Genomic DNA, 22657 nt, shown 5'->3' with positions numbered 1-22657 from the left:
CCAACAGCGTAGGAAGTAAACTCCGAATTGTGTCTAAAGATGGCTTTAGGTAAGTTTAGATAAGTTTTACAAAGCAGATGAAAATCATCGCCTACAGCTACAGCGAACCCCTACTCGAAGCTGCACCCGCACCGGAAATTTGGGGCCAAGAGGTCGATCGAATATATCAAGACTTAGGAGGGCGGCAACAACTGCAACAACTCCTCAAAGACTGCCAAACAGAACCAGTCAAATACTTATTAATTCAGCGCTTTGAAGAACTCGGCGACACAGTACAGCAAGTGTGCGCCCACCTCGCCCAACTCGAAACCCTCGGCGTCGAAATCATTGTCCAAGAAGAAACAGAACCGCGAAACCGCAAAAACTTGCTGCAAATCCTCGCAGAACTCCAGCGCAGCCAACACAGCCGCAGCATTCGCAAAGGACACGCCCGCAACCGCATCAAATCCCGGACTCCACCGGGCAAGGCTCCCTACGGCTATCGGCGCGGCAAAGAGCGCTACACGATCGATCGCACCGCCGCCCCCGCCGTCAAAGACTTTTTTGAACACTTTTTGATCTACGGTTCTTTGCGGGGTTCCGTGCGCTATTTAGCCAAAAAATACAACAAAAAAATCTCTGTCAGTACGGGCCGCCGCTGGCTGACTAATTCCGCCTACCGAGGCGATTTGGAATATCAAAACGGCCAAGTAATTTCTAACACCCACGTCCCGATTATTTCCAGAGAAGAAGCCGCCCAAGTAGACCGGTTGCTGCGCCGCAACCGCCGCCTTCCTCCCCGCACCGCCAGCGCCCCCCGTTCCCTCGCAGGTTTAGCAATTTGTTCGGAATGCAAGTCGTCCATGACAGTTGCAAAAGTCACAGCATACCGCAAAGACAAAGAATACCTTTATTTGCGACCGATTAACTGTCCAAAACAGCCTAAATGCAGCGGCCTTTCCTACGACGAAGTATTGCAATTAACCATCGCAGGAATTTGCCGGGATTTGCCCGATGCTGTCGCTGGGCTGCAAATGCCCGACATGAATGGAATTAAAGCAGGAATTGGCGGGGCGATCGCATCGAAACAAGAAATCATAGAGCAACTTTCCGCCCTGATTGAAAACGGCATATTAGACACAGAAACTGCCGAATTGAGAGCCTACAAAATCCGCGCCGAAATTGCCGAAATGCAAAGCAAACTCGCACAAATGCCCCCAGTAAATTTGCGAGAAACTGCCCAAACAGTTTCCCTTCCCCAATTTTGGCTCGATTTGTCAGAATCAGAACGCAGGTTTTACTTTCGAGAATTTATCGATCGCATTGAGATAGTACGAGAAAATTCACAAGTAAAGCTGCAAATAATTTTCATTTTTTAAGATTGAAAAATTGACAATTAACAATTGATACCACCAAATTCGGGTCAGAAAACCCCTTTATCATCCACGATTGCGTAGGGTGCGTCGCCACGAAAAACTCTCGCTGCTGGCAACTATTTTCGAGCGACGCACCCTACCACTTATCAACTATCAACTATCAACTGTCAACTATCAACTGTCAACTGTCAACTGTCAACTGTCAACTGTCAACTGTCAACTGTCTTTTTTAGCCTTTAGCCAATAGGCGATCATCTCTCCTTTACCTTTGACTGAGAGCGCGCCTCTTTCCTCAAATACATACCGATCTTTTAACTGCTCGTAAATAGCAGTAGTAACTTGAATATACCCCGGTAATCCTTGAGATTCCATCCGAGAAGCAACATTAACAGTATCTCCCCACAAATCGTAGATGAATTTTTTAGTGCCAATTATGCCAGCAACTACTGGGCCTGTATTAATGCCAATCCGAATTTGAAAAGGTTCGCCCGTGTCAGTTTTAAACTCAGCGATCGCATCCTGCATATCCAACGCCATATTCGCGATCGCTTCTGCATGATCTGCCATCGGCACCGGCAACCCCCCTGCTACAATATAAGCATCCCCACTCGTTTTAATTTTCTCCAAACCGTGTTTTTCAGTTAGTTGGTCAAACTTTGAAAAAATCTGGTTTAGGAAATTCACCAATTCCAGAGGTGAATTTCTGGCAGCAAGAGAAGTAAAACCAACAATATCGGCAAATAGGACTGTTGCTGAGTCAAACCTCTCGGCAGCAGTACCCTCGCCTTTTTTCAACTTTTCAACAATCGCTTCGGGTAAAATATTTAGCAATAAATGATCCGACTTTTTTTGAGCGAGGCGTAAAGCTAGCTCCACCCCCTGTCGCTCTTTAATTTCGTTTTGCAAACGTCCGACAACTTCTTCTAATTGCTTCGTTTGCTCTTGAAGTAGCTTTTGTTGACTTTTAATTGTTAACTGATTTGCCACTCGTGCCAATACTTCTTTATCTTGAAAAGGTTTCGTAATATAGTCAACTGCTCCCACATCAAATGCTTTCACCTTATCTGAAACATCATCTAAGGCGCTTAAGAAAATCACTGGAATGGCACGGGTTTTTGGTGAATCTTTCAACTTTGCACACACCTCATAACCATTCATTTCTGGCATCATTACGTCCAGCAGTATTAGAGTAGGCGGAAACTCCAGCACTGTAGCGATCGCCCTTTGCCCGTTCAGCGCTTTACGAACCTGATACCCTTTTTCAGTTAGGATCGTTGATAAAAGCCGCACGTTATCTGGTTTATCATCAACTACTAGAATTGTGGCTTGAATTGTAGGATATTGATTGCTGTCCATGCGATCGCTCACGGTAGTTTTTTAATATAAAAGATATTAACAGTTAAAAATTTTTAGGAGAAAAAATCGAAACATTATGACTTCCGATTCTCTCTCCTAAAAATAAAGGAGCGGGAGAGGTCGTTGGTGGTGAATCTTAGGTCTTTTTTCAGATAGGATCTCCTCCTAAGTTGAGATTAGTTGGAAACTGGTATTCTCACCGCGCCGCAACTGCCGATTGCGCTAGCTCTATAATATCGTCAAATAGGAAATCATGCACTAAAGTAGTTAAAATTTGTGCGGCTAAAGCAAATTCTCTAGGCATTTCCTCAATCAACTTAAGGATTTTATCGTCGCAACATTCATTAGCAGCATGAGATATCTTCTCGATCCACTCAATAGGCATTTGAGCGATTTGTGATTCTACAGATTGATTGCTGGTCACGCCGCTAATTTTGCTTTCATTTTCTAGTGGGGCATCAACAGATTCCTCGTAAATGTAACGCACTCCTAAAAGTTCTTCCATTTTCGCAAATAATATCTTGGCCTCGAAGGGTTTACGCATGAAGTCATCGCAGCCTGCTTCTAAAATCGTTTTGCGTTCCTCTTCAAAAGCGCTAGCAGTGAGAGCAACGATCGCGGTTTGTTTTCCGAGAGGATGAGCTTTAATTTTTCTGGTGGCTTCATAGCCATTCATGACTGGCATCTGCATATCCATCCAGATCAGGTGCGGTTGCCAATCCTCCCATACAGCAATAGCTTCTTGACCATTTCTAGCTTCTTTGACGAGGATGCCTAGTGGTGACAATAATCTCTCTATCACTAGGCAGTTATCGGCGCGATCGTCAACCACCAAAATCCGGTATTCTGGTTGATTCGGTACTAAACCCATTACTTTTTTATGCGGTTGAAGCATTTTAATCTCGCTGGGTTCGGCAAGCCTCATTTCAATATCAAATGCAAACTTACTTCCCACACCAGGCGTACTGCTGACAGTAATATCCCCTCCCATCATTTGTACAAATTTGCGGCTAATTGGTAAACCTAATCCAGTACCCTGTTGAGATTCACGACCTGTTTTTGTTTGCTCGAATGGTTCAAATAACTTATTTATCTCTTCTGCGTCAATCCCAGTGCCGGTATCTTCAATTTCAAACTGAAGGCGTAAAAATTCCGGGTTTATGGAATTGGCGTCGGCACAATCTAAGTTTTGCAAAAATACCGGGCGAATAGAATTCGCGTCTACACAATCTAAGTCCGCCTGCGCGGACTGATTAGAACCCGCGCCGGCGGGTTTGGTTTGACAAGATGCGGTTTCAACCGCCAAAGTTTCGGACTGTTCGGAACTCGCGCCGGCGGGTTTTGTTTGTGTCCCCGCAAACTCTGCGGTTTCAACCGCCCAGCTTTCTTCTACCTTCATTTTCACTCGCAAGCTAACGCTACCCGTCTCTGTAAACTTGATCGCATTTCCTACCAGATTAATCAAAATTTGACGCAATTTACCTTCATCTCCATTAACAAAGTGCGGTACGCCCTCAACCACTTCAAAATTTAGCTGCAATTTCTTAGATTTAGCTTTTAGGCGAAACATTTGTTTTAAGGTTTCTAGCAGGCGCATTAAATTAAAACTGCTGTCATTAAGCTGACTTCTGCCCGCTTCAATTTTGGACATTTCCAAAATGTCATTAATCAGGGAAAGCAAGTGTTCGCCAGCGCGATTAATAATTTCTAGATGCTGCTGGTGTTGATTGTTTAAAGAAGAATCGCGCACCATCACCTGACTGAATCCCAGAATGGCATTCAGGGGAGTCCGCAGTTCGTGGCTCATCGAAGAAAGAAATTCGCTCTTGGCGCGGTTAGCTGTATCAGCAGCTACGACAGCTTTTTGTAATGCTGTTTCTGCCAATTTGCGTTCGGCAATTTCAGTTTTTGCTTGTTCAAAAAGGATGGATTGCTGGATGGCAATTGCTAGCTGCACGGAAATTTGCTGGAGAGATTCTATCTCCGAAGAGTTCCAAACCCTTGGACTGCGGCAGTGATGAGCAATGAGTAGCCCCCATAATTTTTTACCTTGCAAAATGGGAACTACGAGATTAGCTTTAATTTCAAACTGACTCAGTAAATTAATGTGGCACTCTGAAATACCTGCCGTATAAATATTGTCGATCGCGCGAAGGTGTCCCTGCTCGTAAACAGAGACGTAGTGTTCCTGAAAGCAAGGATCGTTAATATCAATTCCCAAAATCGACATCCTATCGGCGGCTACCGACTCGACGGCTATAAATCCACTGTAATCTGGATTAAAGCGGTAAATAACTGTTCTATCAGTTGACAAAAACTGGCGGACTTCTTCAACAGCCACTGTCATCACTTCTTCTAGGTTAAGAGAGGAGCGAATCCGTTCTTGAATGGAATTGACCAGCCGCTCCCTTTTTACTTGTTGCTGCAAGGCTATTTCCGCTTGTTTGCGAGCAGTAATATCTACTCCATAACCAACGCACTCCACAGGTATGCCAGCAGCATCTTTGACTAACTTAACCTCATCGTATATCCAGCGATAACTACCGTCTTTGTGTCGCTCGCGGTATTCGTAGGAAATCGATTCTTTTTCCAATATTTGATCGAATGAACTATCAACAACCTCTCGATCTTCTGGGTGAACGAGGCTATGCCAATCAAGGGAACCATCAATAAATTCTCGCGCTTCGTAGCCCATCATTGAAATAATGTTCTCGCTGACAAATGTTACGTCATAATTTCCGCCTAATTTGCAGCTAAAAATCACCGCTGGAGTTGCCGCCAGCAAATACTGCAAGCGTTCGGTGACAGAGCGCAATTTTAACTCTGCTTGCTTGCGATCGCGAGCTTCCATCGCTAAAGCTGCGATCTGTGCCAAATAGCTAGCGAAGCTTTGTTCGTCGAGCGTCCAATTCCTCAGCGTTCCCTGATGTTCCAAACAAATTACACCCGCAAATCGTCCTTGATGGGTAATAGGAACATCTAGCATCGACGAGATGTTTGAAGGCATCAAATAAGATTCGCTAAATTCTAGGGTGTGCGGATCGGTTTTGGCATCAACCGCTGCGATCGCCTGTTCTTTATTTACAGCCAGGAAATAGGTAGGATAGTCAGCAATCTTCCGTTCTTCTACAGCCCCGCTGTGTTGATTGGCCGTCAGTTCGTAGAGGTCGGCACAGCACATTGCAGATTTATCTTCCTGAAAAAACCAAACGCTTCCCCGCTCAACATTCAGAGTACGGGTTGCCATTTGTGTAATCTCTCTCAACGCCTCGTCGATATTTCCCTCATAGATACTAGAAGTTCTTGCTAATTTTAGCAAACCAGTTTGTTGTTCTGTTAACCTAATTTCTCGTTCGCGCAAAGCCGATTCAGCGGCAATTCTTTCCCTAATTTCTGCTTCTAAATAACTGTTAATTTCACTCAACTGTGCGGTGCGCTCTTGGACTTTAATTTCTAAGTCATCATGAGCGTGTCGCAGCGCTAATTCTGCATCTTCACGCACAGCAATCTCGCTTTGCAACTTGCGATTTATGACCTCTAATTCTTGGGGAGTTTTTAAAGATAAAAACTGTGGCAATAGCGTTACCATCGAGGCTGCCGTGTAACAGGAAACGAGTGCAGTAATTCCTTTTTCAATCCCCGACAGCCAATAAGCCGAATGCCACAGCGTCCAAATTTCTAGCAAGTGACCCGTGCCGCAGAGAATAATAAATGCACCAAACAAAGCAAATATTCCTAAGAAAGGAACATCGCGCCGCTTGAAGATAAAATAAATCAGCATCGCCGGAATTGAATAGTAGGCGATCGCAATTAAAAAGTCGCCAGTTATGTGCAGCCACACTAAAGGCGTTTGCCACAGATAGCAGTGACCGTGCGGCATATACTGAGTTGGGGAAAAAATATTTTTGAGTAATTCCCACATAATTTTTATTCTTGACAGATGATATCGATGTGAACTATGCCTGAGTTAGGCAAAAAACAGGCAAAAAACAGGCAAAAAAGTGAAAGCAACCGAAAATTGTAGCAGGATTGGGAATGACTTACAGTCTGGGACGCACTAACAACGTAATGATGTCATTTTGAGCTAAGCGCGAAGAATCTCAAACCTTGCAGTACCGCTAGAGTCCGTCTAGGAATGAGTTAGTTTTTACCGCCTGATTAAAACTCTATCGTAACACATTGCTTGGGAGTGAGGTGGCGATCGCAAAGGAATTTCAATGATAAACTCAGTACCTCTGCCAACCTCGGAAGTGCAGCGCAAATAACCATCATGGGCTTGAATAATCTGATAAGAAATCGCCAACCCCAGCCCGGTACCGTAACCGATGGGTTTTGTCGTATAAAACGGATCGTAAATTTTAGCGATCGCGTCAGCATCTATGCCACTGCCATTATCAGCAATGCGAATCTGCACCCACTTACCATCAACTAAAAGCGTGCGGATGCGAATTTTTAGCAGTTGGCAATGGGTGTTGTGTAAGTGTTCATCGAAATTATTTTTCCAATAGTCTTTGGTCGAATGTCCCTGCTGCGCCATCTGTTCTAAAGCATCAATAGCATTAGAACAAATATTCATAAATACTTGGTTGAGCTGTCCAGCATAGCATTCCAACAGGGGCAAATCTCCATATTCTTTAATCACTTGGATAGCCGGACGTTTTGGTTGTTCTTTCAAGCGGTGCTGCAAAATCATTAAAGTGCTGTCGATACCTTCATGGATATTTACCTCTTTCATATCGGCTTCGTCTAAGCGGGAGAAAGTGCGTAAAGATTTAACAATCTCCCTAATCCGCTCTGCTCCAGTTTTGATAGAACTAAAAAGTTTTTGTACGTCTTCTAAAATAAAATCGAGCTCTATGCTTTTAATCTTGTCTGCAATTTCCGGCGCAGGAGTGGGGTAATAAACTTGATAAACCTTAATCAATTCCACAAGCTCATGAATGTATTCCTGGGCCGGAATCAGATTGCCATAAATGAAGTTAACAGGGTTATTGATTTCGTGAGCAACCCCAGCTACCATTTGCCCCAAAGATGACATTTTTTCTGTTTGCACGAGCTGAGTTTGAGCGCCTTTGAGTTGTTGTAGAGTGTTCTCTAGCTGCTGAGTTTGTTTTAGTAGTTTAACTTCAGAGTGCCGCAATAAATTTTCAGCCAAGGAGCGATCGCGATTTTCCTGTTGCAAATGTTCATTAGCAACTTCTAAAGCGAGCGTCCTCTCAAAAACCCGTTTTTCCAACTCCAGCATTAATTGCGAGAGTGCTTCCTGAGCTTGTTCGCGATCGCCAATCTCATTTTGTAAAGCCAAATTTGCCGCAGCCAATTGATCGGGACTGGGGATAGCCAAGATTTTTGGAATTAGTTCCACCAGCACAGATGCTGTACATAGCGAAACCAGCGCCGTAATCCCTTTAAGAAAACCAGAGAACCAATAATTAGGATGCCACAGCGTCCATATTTCCATAATATGGGTAATCCCGCAGCAGATAATAAAAGAGCCAAACAACATGAAAACCCAGTCAAAAGGCACATCTTTCCGCTTCTTGACAATATAAATCAGCGTCAGGGGAATCAAAAAATAAGCGACGGCAATCAAAGCGTCGGACAAAACGTGCAGCCCCACTAATCCAGGCTTCCACAAATAGCAATGACCGTGAGGAATAAAATAATTAGAAAACATCTCATGAACCATTTGCATCAAATCAACCCTAATTATTTGCTAGTATTTTTCAGAGGGGGGTTACAGTAGGATTAAAAAAACTGCTCCCACACAAAGAAGAATTAGGCTTTTGGACTTAATACTTGTGATGAGCAGATGCAGAGCTCTAAATAAACAATTTTAATTATATTAGCATCAATTGACTAAGCTTTAGCAGCGTCAACTGTCACATTTTTAATTGTGACTTCACGACCAATTGTGACATCTACATGACATTTTTACTGACGAATGCCAAAAGCTGAGCGCTGAGGCAGCTCCGTTTCAAGTAGAAGCGCCAGCGGCTTGAAATTGGGTCATAGCGCTCAGCGACCAGTAAGGTAGCGGAGTAACTACAAGATTTAACGGATTTGACCTGATTACCCCCTGAGAAATCTCTCTTCAGGATCGCATCGCCATCGAAGACGCGATCGCTCTCAGCTTTACAGTCTCTCAAAAGTGATAATATCAACGATACACTTAGAGGGAATTGGAAATTATGACGATAGATGAGGTACTACAGCTAACTCGTGCCCGATCGCAAAAAGATTTACATCCCGTACAAGAAATCATACTCCGCCAAGTTTGGGAAGGAAAGACTTATGCAAGTATCGCATCGGCCTCTCATTACGGAGAACATTACCTGAGAAACATCGCCTCCGGTTTGTGGCAATCCCTCTCTGAAATCTTACAGATACCTATTAACAAATCAAATTTTCGCTCCTCTCTAGAATCGCGTTTACTGACGGTAGAGGAACGAGAATTAATTCAAGAATTCCTCCGCAGCCAATGCCTAGCAACACCTTTAGAATTTCCCGGCTCTCCCGTACCCCTCGATTCGCCATTTTATATCAATCACCCGCTAATTGAAGAACTCGCGTATCGAGAAATTACCAAACCTGGAAGTGTTCTGCGGATTAAAGCTCCCAGGAAAATGGGTAAAAGTTCCCTCCTGCTAAGGATTTTAGATCGTGCTAACTCTCTTGGCTACCGAACTGTAAGTTTGGATTTTCAGCAAGCCGAGGAAGCTATTTTAGACAACCTCAATAAATTCTTGCGCTGGTTTTGTGCCAACATCAGCCGTAACCTAGATTTGCCACCCATGTTAGATGATTATTGGGATGAAGATATGGGTAGCAAAGTAAGCTGCACCATCTATTTGCAACAATATGTATTAGCAGAAATAAATAGCCCGCTTGTCTTAGCTTTAAATGAAGTCAATAGGATTTTCGAGTATCCAAAAATTGCCCGAGAATTTTTGCCGCTGTTGCGAAGCTGGCATGAAGAAGCAAAGCGGATTGAAACCCTAAAAAAACTGCGGTTAATCGTTCTTCACTCCACAGAAATTTATATTCCTTTAAAGCTCAATGAATCGCCTTTTAATGTCGGTTTGCCGCTGCAATTGCCCTATTTTACAGAAGAGCAGATACTTGCTTTAGCGCAGCGTCACGGACTGGACTGGACAGATAGCCCCGATGGCGATCGACTGATGGCAATGGTGGGGGGGCATCCTTATCTGGTGCGGCTCGCTCTTTACTACCTCTGTCAAAGCAGTGTAACGCTAGATATGCTACTACAAGAAGCTCCCACAATGGTGGGAATTTATAAAGATTACTTGCGGAGTTTTTGGGTGACATTGCAAGAGTATCCCGAACTCGCATTTGCACTTAAACAAGTGGTAAAATCTGAGCGTGGCGTGGAATTAGATCCGATAATAGCTTCTAAATTAGTTAGTATGGGGCTGATTCATATCGATAACAACCGCTGTACGCTAAGCTGCGAGTTGTACCGCCTGTATTTTGGTTCGCAAAACTTTATTTAGATTAGACCTCTTGCAAAAATCCTTTCATCAATTGATGGAACGGGCCGGAGAGCCCGTTCCACAAGAGTTATTTTTTCTTGTGGAACGGGCCGGAGAGCCCGTTCTAATTATTTTTGCAAGAGGTCTATTATTGCCCCACATGAAAAATATTTTCAGCAGTTAAATTTAAGTCAGGAAAGGCAAGCGATCGCACCACCTCATCACCTCTAAACTGATTAACTACATACTCACCGTCAACCAATTGGTTGACGGCAATAGTTGGTTGCTTGGGGTTGCCAATATATCTTCTGCCGCCTAACCCTAAATAATCGACAATCCAGTATTCAGGAATTGCCAGTTTTTCATATTCTGCTAACTTCACCAAGTAGTCATCTTGCCAATTCGTACTGACAACTTCGATGACTAAACGGATAGTTTCACCTCGGGTAATAGTCGAGCGCTTTTTCCACATCGGTTCCGTTTCGATTTGTTGCCAATCTAACACCATCACATCTGCAATGTAGCCTGACTTATCAGAATCAACAGCCTTAATAATTCCTTGGCGGGGAATGAAATAAGCTAAAGCCAAACGTTCAATCTGAACTCCCAGTTCAAGCGCGAGGAAACCCCCCACCTGTTCGTGAGTTCCAGTTGCTTGCATTTCGATAACGGCTCCATCATGTAGTTCAAAGCGACCATAGCCGTCTGGGTACCAGTCCAGAAACTCGTCTAGGGTCATTTGTTTAGACTGGGCTTGTTGTTCTTGAACGAGCATATTAATTATTTGTTTTAATTTAGTCTATCATAAATCACAGCTAATTTTCTGTCAATATCTTTCGCAAATAGGACTTACGCATAACGGTAAATTCTAATTAATCAACTAAACTTGATATAAGTATGGGCGACTCGTTCGGCAAGCTCTCCGGCTCATTTTCTCTCCTCCGATCGCGGCGTTTAAACTCATCAAAAAACTTAAAAAATTGCTCAAAACCAGTCTTTTCATCGTGACAGTAAAGCATAATCATCTTTGCCCAAGAACTAACCGTCATAATTCCGAGTTTCTTTTGCAACCAAGGCTGAAACTCCCCATAAAAATCATCTTCATCCTCACTCAGTTCAATCCCCCACTCATTGCGAGCGCATTCATATCCCACTAAAAACATGAACAAATTACTCACCGACGGCTGACCTAAATACATCCCCGGTTTACTTCTAATTTTTTCTAAAATTTTAAATAGTCCACTCATTTGTTGCTCCTGATTGAAAGAAATTAAACTCTCTTGTAACTATTTTAGCTCTTCTATGATAAATCCCCCACTCCGACAAGAAAAATCGTTGCAACAATATTGCCAATCTCTTGATAATTCTTTCTGGCGATAACTGACTCATATCTTCCCTGCACTCGAATTTAACTTGTGTATAAAAAAAGATCGCAAACTTTTATGATATCATCATGAATTACAACTGCACCTTTATATGTGAAAATTGAAACCATCAATGATTGGATGAATAACCATGATTGATATTAAATACCAAATTGGCGGTAGTCTTGCCAGTGATGCGCCTACATACGTGGTGCGGCAAGCAGATTCCGAACTCTATGAAGCTTTAAAAGCTGGGGAATTTTGTTACATCCTCAACTCCCGACAAATGGGCAAATCTTCTCTCTTAGTCCGTACCCTGCACCGATTGCAAGCAGAAGGTTTTCAATGTAGCACGATCGACATGACCCGCATCGGCAGCGAAAACATCACCCCTTTACAGTGGTATAAAGGAATGGTCGCCGATTTGTGGCGCGGGTTCAATCTTTTGGGGCAAGTTAATTTAAAAACCTGGTGGCGCGACGAAGAAGATGTCTCATTTCTACAAAGATTGAGTCATTTTATTGAAGATATCTTGCTGGTCAAATTTCCCGAACATCGCATCTTTATATTTATCGATGAAATCGATAGCATTCTCAGTTTAGATTTCGCTGTCGATGATTTTTTTGCCTTAATCAGGTTTTGCTACAATCAGCGAGCGATTAATCCAGAATATAATCGCATTAGTTTTGCAATCTTTGGAGTAGCTACGCCGAGCGATTTAATTGCTGACAAAAAAAGAACTCCTTTTAATATCGGTCGTGCTATAGATTTGCGGGGTTTTGAACGGCAGGAAGCCCAACTATTAGTTAAAGGATTAGAGGGTGCCGTAAGTAATCCTGATGCGGTTCTCAAACAAATATTAGTTTGGACTTCAGGACAGCCATTTCTCACCCATAAACTTTGCTATTTGGCGTACAGAGCTAGCCTTGAGACGGTGGGACAATTAGTAAATATTCCCCCTGGAACAGAGGGATTTTGGGTGGATAGTTTGGTGCGATCGCGCATCATCGATAAATGGGAATCCCTAGACGAACCGGAGCATTTAAAAACGATACGCGATCGCATTCTCCGTGACGAACAACGCGCCGGAAGATTGCTAGGCATTTATCAGCAAATCTTACAATCAGAACCCCCCCTAACCCCCCCTTATCAAGGGGGGGGACAATCAGAACCCCCCTTAACTCCCCCTTATCCAGGGGGGGGACAATCAGAACCCCCCTTATTAAGGCTAGGGGGGATCTGTGCCGACGACAGCCGCGAACAAATCGAACTGGTGCTATCTGGATTAGTCGAAAAAAAAGCAGGATTACTCAAAGTTAAAAACCGCATTTATGCAGAAGTCTTTAACCTCGAATGGGTAGAAAAACAATTAGGAAAACTACGTCCCTACTCCCAAACTTTTGAAACTTGGATTGCAGCCAAACAAACAGATTCTTCCCGACTGCTGCGAGGACAAGCTTTGAAAGAGGCTCAAGCTTGGGCGCTAGGCAAAAGTTTGAGCGATTTGGACTATCACTTTTTAGCTGCTTCTAGTGAATTAGACAAGCTGGAAATGCAGCAAGCACTGGAAGCAGAAAGAGTTAAAGAAGTCGAAGCGCGACTCGCAGAAGAACGCAAGCGCGTAGCTTATGAAAGAAAGACAGCACAGCGACAGCGGAAGTTTATTGCAGCGTTGAGTGGGTTGCTGATAGTGGCGATCGCATCCGCCATTTTCGCCCTCTGGCAATATTACCGCGCCGCCACCAGCGAAATTCAAGCCCTCACCTCCTTATCCTCCGGGCAATTCGCCTCCCAACAGCGATTAGACAGCCTCGTGACTGCCATCAAAGCCAGACGCAGGCTCGGCATTCTCGCTAATTCGGGCCCCCAGTTGCGATCGCAAGTTCAACAAGTGCTGCAACAAGCCATCTACGGAACGGCAGAATTCAATCGCTTGTCGGGGCATTCCAGCCCGGTTCTGGCAGTTGATGTCAGCCCAGACGGTCAACTGATCGCCACCGGAGGCGGCGACCAAACAGCCAAGATATGGCAACGGGATGGCACCTTGCTGCATACTCTCCAACACACGATCAGCAGCGTCTACGCCCTTCGTTTTAGTCCCGACAGCCAGCGCCTGGTAACATCCAGCGTGGACGGCAACATTTATCTGTGGAGTCGGGAAGGCAAACTGCTCAAAACCTTTCAGGGACACAAGGCTGCGATCTGGGCGATCGCCCTGAGTCCAGACGGTGAGCGCATCGCCTCCGCCAGCGAAGACAGCACCATTCGCCTGTGGAGTGCCGATGGCAAACCGCTCAAAACCCTTAGCGGACATCAAGGTGCAGTTTGGGGTATTGCCTTTAGCCCGGATGGAAACCTGCTCGCATCTAGCAGCACAGATAATACGATCGAGGTTTGGACTCTAGATGGCGAACTCGTGAGAACCCTGGAAGGTCATAGCGCCACCGTTTGGGACGTTAAGTTCGCTTTACTTGCAGACAATAGCGGTGTAAAACGTCCCGCCATTATCTCTGCCAGCGCTGACAACACTGTCAAAATCTGGACACCCGACGGAACGCTGCTACAAACTCTTAGCGGTCACAGTTCGGAAGTGTTTGAAGTCGCCGTCAGCACAGCAGGCGATGTCATTGCTTCCGCCAGCGCCGACGGAACCATCAATCTCTGGAAGCCGGACGGGACGCTGTTGAAAGTCCTCAAAGGGCATCAATCGGGAATTCGAGGCATTACCTTTATTCCCAATAGTCAAATGGTTGTCTCCGCCAGCGACGACAATACCGCCCGACTGTGGAACCCGACAAACCCCTTCTCGAAAGTTCTGCACGGACATGGCGGCACGATTTGGGATGTAGATTTCAGCCCAGACGGTCAGATGCTAGCTTCCGCCAGTTCCGATCGCAGTTTTAAACTGTGGGCGCGAGAGGGCACGTTGCTGAAGTCTTTTGCCGGAAATAAGACTGCCGTTCGATCGGTTGCTTTCCTCTCTGGTGCCAGCTTTGCCAATCCTGCTAATACACCCATCCTTGCTACCGCCAGTGAAGATAAAACGATTAAATTCTGGCAGTTCGACGGGACGTTGCTGAAAACTATAACAGGGCATGAAGCAGGAGTTTGGGATATCTCCCCAAGTCCAGATGGTCGGCTACTGGCTTCTGCTAGCAACGATAAAACCGTGAAACTGTGGAACAAGGACGGCATTTTGCTGAAAACTTTCACAGGGCATCGGGCTAGGGTTTACGATGTGGACTTTACCCCTGACGGACAGAGGCTGCTTTCAGCTAGTAGCGACAGCACTGCTCGGTTGTGGAGTCTTGACGGTAGGCTTTCCAAGACTCTAGAGGGTCATCGCAGCCCGATTTGGAAAGTTGCCATTAGTCCAGACGGTCGCACTTTGGCAACTGCCAGCAGGGATGACACGATTAAACTCTGGACGAGCGATGGCAGGTTGCTCAAAACCCTCAAGGGAAATACTAGAGGCATGATGGCGGTTGATTTCAGTCCAGACGGTCAAATACTGGTGGGGGGTGGCGCAACTGGCGCACTGAAACTTTGGAAGATAGACGGTACAGAAATAACGACGCTAACGGGACATGAAGGGAACGTTTGGGGGGTGGCGTTTAGTCCCGACGGTAAACAGATTGCTTCTGCTGGGGACGATCGCACTATTATTTTGTGGGATGTGGAGGGCATTCTCAAACTAGATGAACTGGGTTATGCGTGCGATCGCGTCCGAGATTACCTGCGAACCAATGCCGATGTGAAGGAGGAAGACAGACATTTGTGCGATCGAGCGGGCGATCGTTAAATTATCCGAAACCATGAACTATCAATTATGAAAGATTACTCTTACCAAATTGGCGGCAGTCTCACAACCGATGCGCCTACCTATGTCCAACGACAAGCAGATATCGAACTTTATCAAGCCTTAAAACGAGGCGAGTTTTGCTACGTTCTCAATTCCCGGCAAATGGGCAAATCTTCCCTTCTCGTTCGCACCCTGCACCGACTGCAAGCAGAAGGATTTCAATGCAGCACGATCGACATGACCCGCATCGGTAGCGAAAATATCACTCCCTTGCAGTGGTATAAAGGAATTGTTGGCGATTTGTGGCGCAGTTTCAACCTGTTAGGACAAGTTAATTTAAAAACTTGGTGGAAAGAACAAGAAGAAGTTTCTCTCCTGCAAAGATTGAGTCAATTTATTGAAGATATTTTATTGGCGAGATTTCCGGAAGAGCGAATTTTTATATTTGTCGATGAAATTGATAGTATTTTAAGCTTAGATTTCCCCGTCGATGACTTTTTTGCATTAATTCGTTATTGTTACAACCAACGATCCATTAATCCAGAATACAACCGGATTACATTCGCCATTTTTGGAGTAGCTACACCAAGCGATTTAATCGCCGATAAAAATCGGACACCTTTTAATATCGGACAATCGATCGATTTGTCAGGATTTAGCTTAGAAGAAGCGCAACCATTAGCGAAAGGGTTAGAAAATGTCATAGCGAATCCGCAAGCAGTTCTCAAAGAAATCTTAGCTTGGACGGCAGGGCAGCCATTCTTAACTCAAAAAATATGTGAATTAGTGGTAAGAATAGCGGGTGCATCCCACAGCAGGGATTTAAAAATCCCACCGGGAACCGAGGAATTTTTTGTGGAATCGGTGGTGAGAGAAAACATCATCAATAAATGGGAATCGCAAGATGAACCTGAGCATTTAAAGACAATCCGCGATCGCATCTTGCGAAACGAGCAACGCATGGGTAGATGGCTGGGAATTTACCAGAAAATTTGGCAAGGCGTGCCAGTGCCAACCGATGACAGTCGAGAACAAATAGAATTGCTACTCAGTGGCTTGGTAGAAAAAAAACAAGGTTTCCTGAAAGTAAAAAATCGAATTTATCAAAAAATTTTTGACAGCGAATGGATCGAAACCAAATTAGGATTACTACGTCCTTACTCGCAAAACTTAGATGCGTGGGGTGCGGCAAAACAACAAGATAAATCGCGCCTATTGCGGGGACAAGCATTGATTGATGCTCAAAATTGGGCGCGAGGTAAAAGTTTAAGCGACCTAGATTATCAGTTTTTATCCCAAAGTGAAGAATTAGACCGAATCGAAGTGCAACAAGCACTAGAAGCAGCACGAATAACAGAAGTTGAAGCGCGACTGTTCGAGCAGAAAAAAAATGCCAAACGACAAAAACACTTTATAGTAACACTGAGTATGGCATTAATCTTAGCTTTAGGATTGGGAGCGATCGCCTTTTCACAATATCATCAAGCCACTCAAAGCCAACGCAACGAAAAAATCGGTAAAATTCAAAGCATAACGCGGTATTCCGAAGCCCTCTTTGCCTTAGATAAGCGGTTAGATGCCTTCATAGAAGCCCTCAAAGCCAGAAAAGAATTACAACTATTAAACGGCACAGATAGCCCGACAAATAGCATGGTTGAATCGGCGCTACGTCGAGCAATTTATGGAGCAATTGAATATAACCGTTTTTCAAGCAATAGTGGTTGGATGAATGCCTTAGCCATTAGTCCTGATGATGAGATTGTCGCTGTGGGGACAAGCGACGGAGACGTGCAAATTTGGCATCAAGATGGCAGGTTAATTCGCACTTTCAAAGCACATATAGCACCCGTTCTAGGAATTGCGATCGATCCCGATCGTCAGCTTATCGTTTCTGGGAGTGGAGACTTAACAATTAAACTCTGGCAGCTTAACAATAGCACAGATAAAGCAGCACTACCTTTACACACTCTCACAGGACATAAAGCTCCAATTTACAGCGTCAAGTTTAGCCCCGATGGAGAATTAATTGTCTCAGCTTCCCAAGATAGTACGGTGAAACTTTGGCGGCGCAATGGCACATTATTCAAGACATTAACAGGGCATCTTGGCGTAGTCAGAAAAGCAGTTTTTAGCCCAGATGGAAAGTTAATTGCCTCCGCTTCTGAAGATAGCACCGTGAAAATCTGGCGGCGCGATGGCACCTTGCTGAAAACGCTTTCACCCAATCAATCTCCAGTCTTATCCATCGCCTTTAGTCCTGATGGTAATACCCTGGCTGCGGGCACTGGAGACGGTACTATTAAACTCTGGAACCGTGACGGCACTTTGTTAAGAACAATTGCCGCCCATGAGGCAGGAATTCAGGCATTAGCTTTTAGTCCCGATGGAGAGACTATCGCCTCTGGTTCTGATAACCAAATACTCAAACTCTGGAACATTGACGGCACCTTACTCACCGCCCTAAAAGCACATGACAGCGCAATTAGCGATCTTTCATTTAGTCGCAATGGCGAATATCTAGCCTCGACATCTTTTGATGACACAGCTAAACTTTGGAAATTAAGCAACTCCTTGCTGACAATTCTGCGGAGACATACTGCTGGCGTTTGGGGAGTAGCTTTAAGCAAAAATCAAGGATTAGTTGTTTCATCAAGTGGAAACGAGGTTTTCCTTTGGCACAGAAACGGTAAGTTACTGAGGCGATTTGAGGGGCGTAACTCTGCGTTTAGTGGTGTTGCTATCAGTCCCGATAACAAGATTATTGCTGTAGCTAGTGCAGACAAATCAGTTAAACTTTGGAGTGCTGATGGCACTTTATTGAAGACTCTCCCAGAACGAGTTGATATGAGGAGAGTTGTTTTTAGTCCTGACGGCAAAATCATTGCTTCTTCAAGTGGGGATAAGACTGTCAAACTTTGGCGGTTAGACGGAACCGAATTGACTACCCTCAGAGGACATAAAGCTGGGGTTTGGGGGGTAGCTTTTAGTCCTGACGGGGAGGTTATTGCTTCAACCAGTGGAGATAAGACTGTTAAGCTTTGGCGGCGGCTTGATGGTACGTTAATTAAGACCATTCAAGGTCACAGTAGTTTAGTTTTTGGTGTAGCTTTTAGCCCTGATGGTGAGGTGATTGTTTCGGCGAGTGATGACAAAACGGCTAAACTTTGGAGTCGTGATGGTAAGTTGCTACACACTCTCAAGGGACATACCTCTGGAATTTGGAGTGTTGCTTTTAGTCCTGACAATAAAACGATCGCTACAGGGGGTAGTGACGGTACGATTAAACTTTGGCAACGTGACGGCAATGAGATTACTACTTTAATTGGACATAACGGACGGGTGGGGTCTTTAGCTTTTAGTTCTGATGGCAAAACTCTTGCTTCTGCTTCAGAGGATAAAACAGTAATTCTCTGGAATTTAGAGCAGAGTGTAGAGTTAGATCGGGTACTAGCCTCTGGATGCGATCGCGTCCGAGATTATCTGCGAACAAATGCCGATGTGAAGGAGGAAGACAGACATTTGTGCGATCGAGCGGGCGATCGTTAAATAATCATCAACTATTAACTCAAAATGATGAACTCTTATCAATACCAAATCGGCGGTAGTCTCGCCAACAATGCGCCTACATACGTAGTGCGACAAGCAGATTCCGAACTCTATGAAGCCTTAAAAGCTGGCGAATTTTGTTACATCCTCAACTCGCGGCAAATGGGCAAATCTTCCCTCTTAGTTCGCACTTTGCACCGACTACAAGCCGAAGGATTTGAATGCAGTACCATCGATATGACTCGCATTGGTAGCGAAAATATCACTCCTTTACAGTGGTATAAAGGCACGATTGGGGAACTATGGCGCGGCTTCAATCTTTTAGGACAAGTTAACTTAAAAACCTGGTGGCGAGATGAAGAAGATGTCTCATTTTTGCAAAGATTAAGCCACTTTATTGAAGATGTTTTGTTAGTCAGATTTCCAGCCGATAGAATTATTATATTTATTGATGAAATTGACAGCATTCTCAGTTTAGATTTCCCCGTCGATGATTTTTTTGCCCTAATTAGATTTTGCTATAATCAACGAGCGATTAATCCAGAGTATAATCGGATTACCTTTGCAATTTTTGGAGTAGCCACACCCAGCGATTTAATTAATGATAAAAAACGGACACCGTTTAATATCGGTAGAGCCATAAATTTACGAGGATTTGAACTGGAAGAAGCCCAACCATTAGCGGCAGGATTAGCAAGTGTAGTCAGTAATTATCAACTTATTCTCAAACAGATATTAGCTTGGACTTCCGGGCAGCCATTTTTAACACAAAAGCTGTGCTATTTGGCATATCTAGCAACTCAATCTACCCCGAATAAATTGGTGACAATTCCAGCGGGAACCGAGGAGTTTTGGGTCGATCGTTTAGTGCGAGAAAAGATTATTGATAAGTGGGAATCTCAGGATGAGCCTGAGCATTTAAAGACCATAAAAGATCGGATTATTCGCAACGAACAACGTGCAGGCAGATTACTCGGTATCTATCAACAAATATTACAATCTACATCCTCCCTAACTCCCCACGATCCTGGGGGGAAATCAGATTGTCCGCCCCCCTTGGGGATACACTCAGAATCACCCTTTTCAATCGGGCTAGCAGGAATCTCAACCGATGACTCTCCCGAGCAAATCGAGCTATTATTATCGGGATTAGTTGTTAAAGAAAATGGTTGTTTGCAAGTAAGGAACTGGATTTATGCTGAAGTTTTCAACCTGGAATGGGTAGAGAAACAATTAGGAAAACTGCGCCCCTACTCCCAAACCTTCGATGCTTGGATTGTTTCACAACAAACAGATTCTTCCCGACTTTTGCGGGGACAAGCCTTAAAAGATGGTCAAATCTGGGCGCAGGAAAAAAGCTTGAGCAACCTAGACTATCAGTTTTTAGCTGCTAGTGCTGAACTAGACAGGCGAGAAGTTCAACAAGCTTTAGAAGCAGAACGCACTAAAGAAGTTGAAGCACGACTAACAGAGCAACATAAGCGATTAATTCAAGAAAAAAAATCAGCCCAACGACAGAGAACATTACTATTTGCCGTCAGTATTGCACTGCTGCTTGCCTGCGGTTTAGGAGTAACAAGTTATTTTCAGTATCGCCGAGCGGCTATTAGCGAACGCGAAGCTCGGATTAGCGAAATTCAAGCGCTGGTTTCTTCTTCTGACGGACTGTTTGCCTCTAATCGCCGATTGGATGCACTAATAGAAGCAATTAAAGCTCAAGGCCGATTGCAAAAGTTAGGCAATACAGACACAAATATTGAACATCAAGTTATCAATGTATTGCGGCAAGCAGTTTATGAAGGCGATGAATACAACCGTTTATCGGGGCATAAAGCGGCGGTGATGACTGTCGATATTAGTCCTGATAGTAAGTTAATTGCCTCTGGAAGTGTAGATAAAACTATCAAACTGTGGGGGAGGGATGGTACAGAAGTGGCAACGCTCAAAGGTCATCAGGCGATGGTTCGGTCAGTCAAATTTAGCCCTGACGGTCAGTTAATTGCTTCTGGAAGTGATGATGGTACTGTGAAATTATGGCGTAAGGACGGCACTTTGTTGAAAACTTTTCAGGGTCACAGTGCGGGCATTTGGGTAGTAGCATTTAGCCCCGACGGTCAAACTATTGCCTCTGCTAGTGTGGACACAACTGTAAAACTTTGGGACAAAGACGGCAGTTTGCTGAAAACTTTCCAAGGTCATACTGCTGGGGTATCCTCAGTAGCATTTAGTCCCGACGGTCAAACTATTGCCTCTGCCAGTGGAGACAAAACGGTAAAACTTTGGAGCAAAAACGGCATTTTGCTAAGAACTATTCAGGGTCATGCTGCTGTGGTATCCTCAGTGGCGTTTAGTCCTGACGGTCAAATTATTGCCTCTGCCAGTGGAGACAAAACGGTGAAACTTTGGAACAAAAACGGCATTTTGCTAAGAACTATTCAGGGTCATACTGCTGTAATATCCGCAATTGTGTTTAGTCATGACGGTCAAACTATTGCCTCAGCAAGTCGAGATAAAACGGTAAAACTTTGGAATATTGACGGCACAGAATTGACAACATTTAGAGGTCATAGTGCTGGGATTTGGGGGATAGCTTGGAGTGCCGACGGCAGCTTTATAGCTTCGGCGGGTGCAGAAAACAGCGTCAGACTGTGGCAAAGTCAAAATCCATTGCGAACGATCGTTACTGCACATAAAGCCGGGATTTGGGCTTTAGATGTCAGTGCTGATAGTTCTAAAATTGCAACAGGTAGCGAGGATGGCGCGACTAAGCTTTGGAGTCGGCAAGGCAAATTGCTGGCGACTTTGAGGGAACAAGACGCGGCGATTTATGCAGTTGCCCTGAGTCGCGACGATCGCTTAATCGCTTTTGCCAAAAACGATAATATTGTCAACGTCTGGGATCTCAAAGGCGCTTCTATCGCAACTTTCGTCGGTCATAGCGCTAGAGTGACTGGATTAGCTTTCAGTCCTGACGGTCAAACGATCGCTTCGGCAAGTCAAGATAACACGGTTAAGCTTTGGCGGCCGGGCGACACTTTTACGGGCGAAACATCCGCCGCAAAATCTCTAGGTAACACCAATGGATACTCCCCCCCGAAGATCCTAATAGGACATCATGCTCCTATTTGGCAGGTAGTATTTAGCCCCGACGGTCAACTAATTGCCTCAGCAGGGGGAGATGGTACTGTAAAGTTGTGGAAGCTTGATGGTACCTTAGCGAGAACTTTCCGAGGTCATACTGCTGCGGTATGGAGAGTGGCCTTTAGTCCTGACGGCAAGATGGTTGCTTCTGGCAGTGGCGATAATACGATTAAGCTTTGGACAATTGAGGGCAAGTTACTGAGAACTCTTGAAGGTCATCATGCTGCGGTGTGGGGAGTGGCATTTAGCCCGGATGGTCAAATGATTGCTTCTGGCAGTGTGGACAATACAGTAAAGTTTTGGAAGCTTGACGGCACCCAATTAACGACTCTCAGAGGTCACAGTGCGGCGATTAGGGGAGTGGCGTATAGTTCTGATGGGACGTTTGTCGCTTCCGTCAGCGAGGATAACACGCTGATTTTGTGGAATGTGCAGCGAATTCTGAGTCTGGATTTATTGGGTTATGGTTGCGATCGCGTGCGGGATTATTTGCGGGTGAATGCGGAGGTGGAGAAGGGCGATCGCCTGTTGTGCGATTAAAAAGATCCCCGACTTCTGGGGCGAAGTCGAAGATCCCTAGTTAATCCAACGATTTTATAC

General features: G+C 44.7%; 10 protein-coding genes. 5 read left to right on the top strand and 5 right to left on the bottom strand.

Features of this window, described 5'->3' with window-relative positions; all coding sequences use genetic code 11:
* Nucleotides 1-77: 77 nt before the first annotated feature.
* A complete protein-coding gene (locus QUB70_RS09635) occupies nt 78-1358 on the top strand; it encodes a recombinase family protein (RefSeq protein ID WP_332979909.1) in 1281 nt (426 codons plus the stop codon).
* A 213-nt stretch (nt 1359-1571) separates the two neighbouring features.
* On the opposite strand, the gene QUB70_RS09630 is transcribed toward QUB70_RS09635, so the two are convergent.
* From QUB70_RS09630 to QUB70_RS09620, 3 genes are all read right to left on the bottom strand, one after another.
* Complete coding sequence (locus QUB70_RS09630; protein ID WP_332979912.1) at nt 1572-2711, bottom strand: adenylate/guanylate cyclase domain-containing protein; 1140 nt, start codon at nt 2709-2711, stop codon at nt 1572-1574.
* 196 nt (nt 2712-2907) lie between these two features.
* Nucleotides 2908-6633, bottom strand: a complete 3726-nt coding sequence (locus QUB70_RS09625; protein WP_332979908.1) for a GAF domain-containing protein — start codon at nt 6631-6633, stop codon at nt 2908-2910.
* Between the two features lie 225 nt (nt 6634-6858).
* Nucleotides 6859-8406, bottom strand: a complete 1548-nt coding sequence (locus QUB70_RS09620; protein WP_332979907.1) for a sensor histidine kinase — start codon at nt 8404-8406, stop codon at nt 6859-6861.
* 496 nt (nt 8407-8902) lie between these two features.
* On the opposite strand from QUB70_RS09620, the gene QUB70_RS09615 reads away from it, so the two are divergent.
* The gene (locus QUB70_RS09615; protein WP_332979905.1) at nt 8903-10225 is read left to right on the top strand and encodes an AAA-like domain-containing protein; all 1323 of its coding nucleotides are present in this window, start codon (nt 8903-8905) and stop codon (nt 10223-10225) included.
* Nucleotides 10226-10352: 127 nt separating this feature from the next.
* On the opposite strand, the gene QUB70_RS09610 is transcribed toward QUB70_RS09615, so the two are convergent.
* A complete protein-coding gene (locus tag QUB70_RS09610) occupies nt 10353-10979 on the bottom strand; it encodes a Uma2 family endonuclease (RefSeq protein ID WP_332979904.1) in 627 nt (208 codons plus the stop codon).
* A 97-nt stretch (nt 10980-11076) separates the two neighbouring features.
* The gene (locus QUB70_RS09605) at nt 11077-11451 is read right to left on the bottom strand and encodes a hypothetical protein (protein ID WP_332979902.1); all 375 of its coding nucleotides are present in this window, start codon (nt 11449-11451) and stop codon (nt 11077-11079) included.
* A gap of 268 nt (nt 11452-11719) precedes the next feature.
* Here QUB70_RS09605 and QUB70_RS09600 point away from each other — a divergent pair, with 268 nt between their 5' ends.
* The 3 genes from QUB70_RS09600 to QUB70_RS09590 are packed head-to-tail and all read left to right on the top strand — an operon-like array spanning nt 11720 to nt 22597.
* Nucleotides 11720-15370: an AAA-like domain-containing protein gene (locus tag QUB70_RS09600; RefSeq protein ID WP_332979901.1), complete on the top strand. Its 3651-nt coding sequence runs from the start codon at nt 11720-11722 to the stop codon at nt 15368-15370.
* A gap of 27 nt (nt 15371-15397) precedes the next feature.
* Nucleotides 15398-18916 carry an AAA-like domain-containing protein gene (locus QUB70_RS09595; RefSeq protein ID WP_332979899.1) on the top strand — a complete coding sequence of 1173 codons (3519 nt, stop codon included), beginning with the start codon at nt 15398-15400 and terminating at the stop codon, nt 18914-18916.
* Between the two features lie 24 nt (nt 18917-18940).
* The gene (locus QUB70_RS09590) at nt 18941-22597 is read left to right on the top strand and encodes an AAA-like domain-containing protein (protein WP_442927749.1); all 3657 of its coding nucleotides are present in this window, start codon (nt 18941-18943) and stop codon (nt 22595-22597) included.
* The last annotated feature ends 60 nt before the right edge of the window (nt 22598-22657 follow it).

This window comes from Microcoleus sp. A003_D6 (assembly GCF_036702825.1).
Lineage (GTDB): Bacteria > Cyanobacteriota > Cyanobacteriia > Cyanobacteriales > Microcoleaceae > Microcoleus.
Note: the sequence above shows the minus strand (reverse complement) of the source record. Positions and strands in the feature narration are given on the sequence as shown.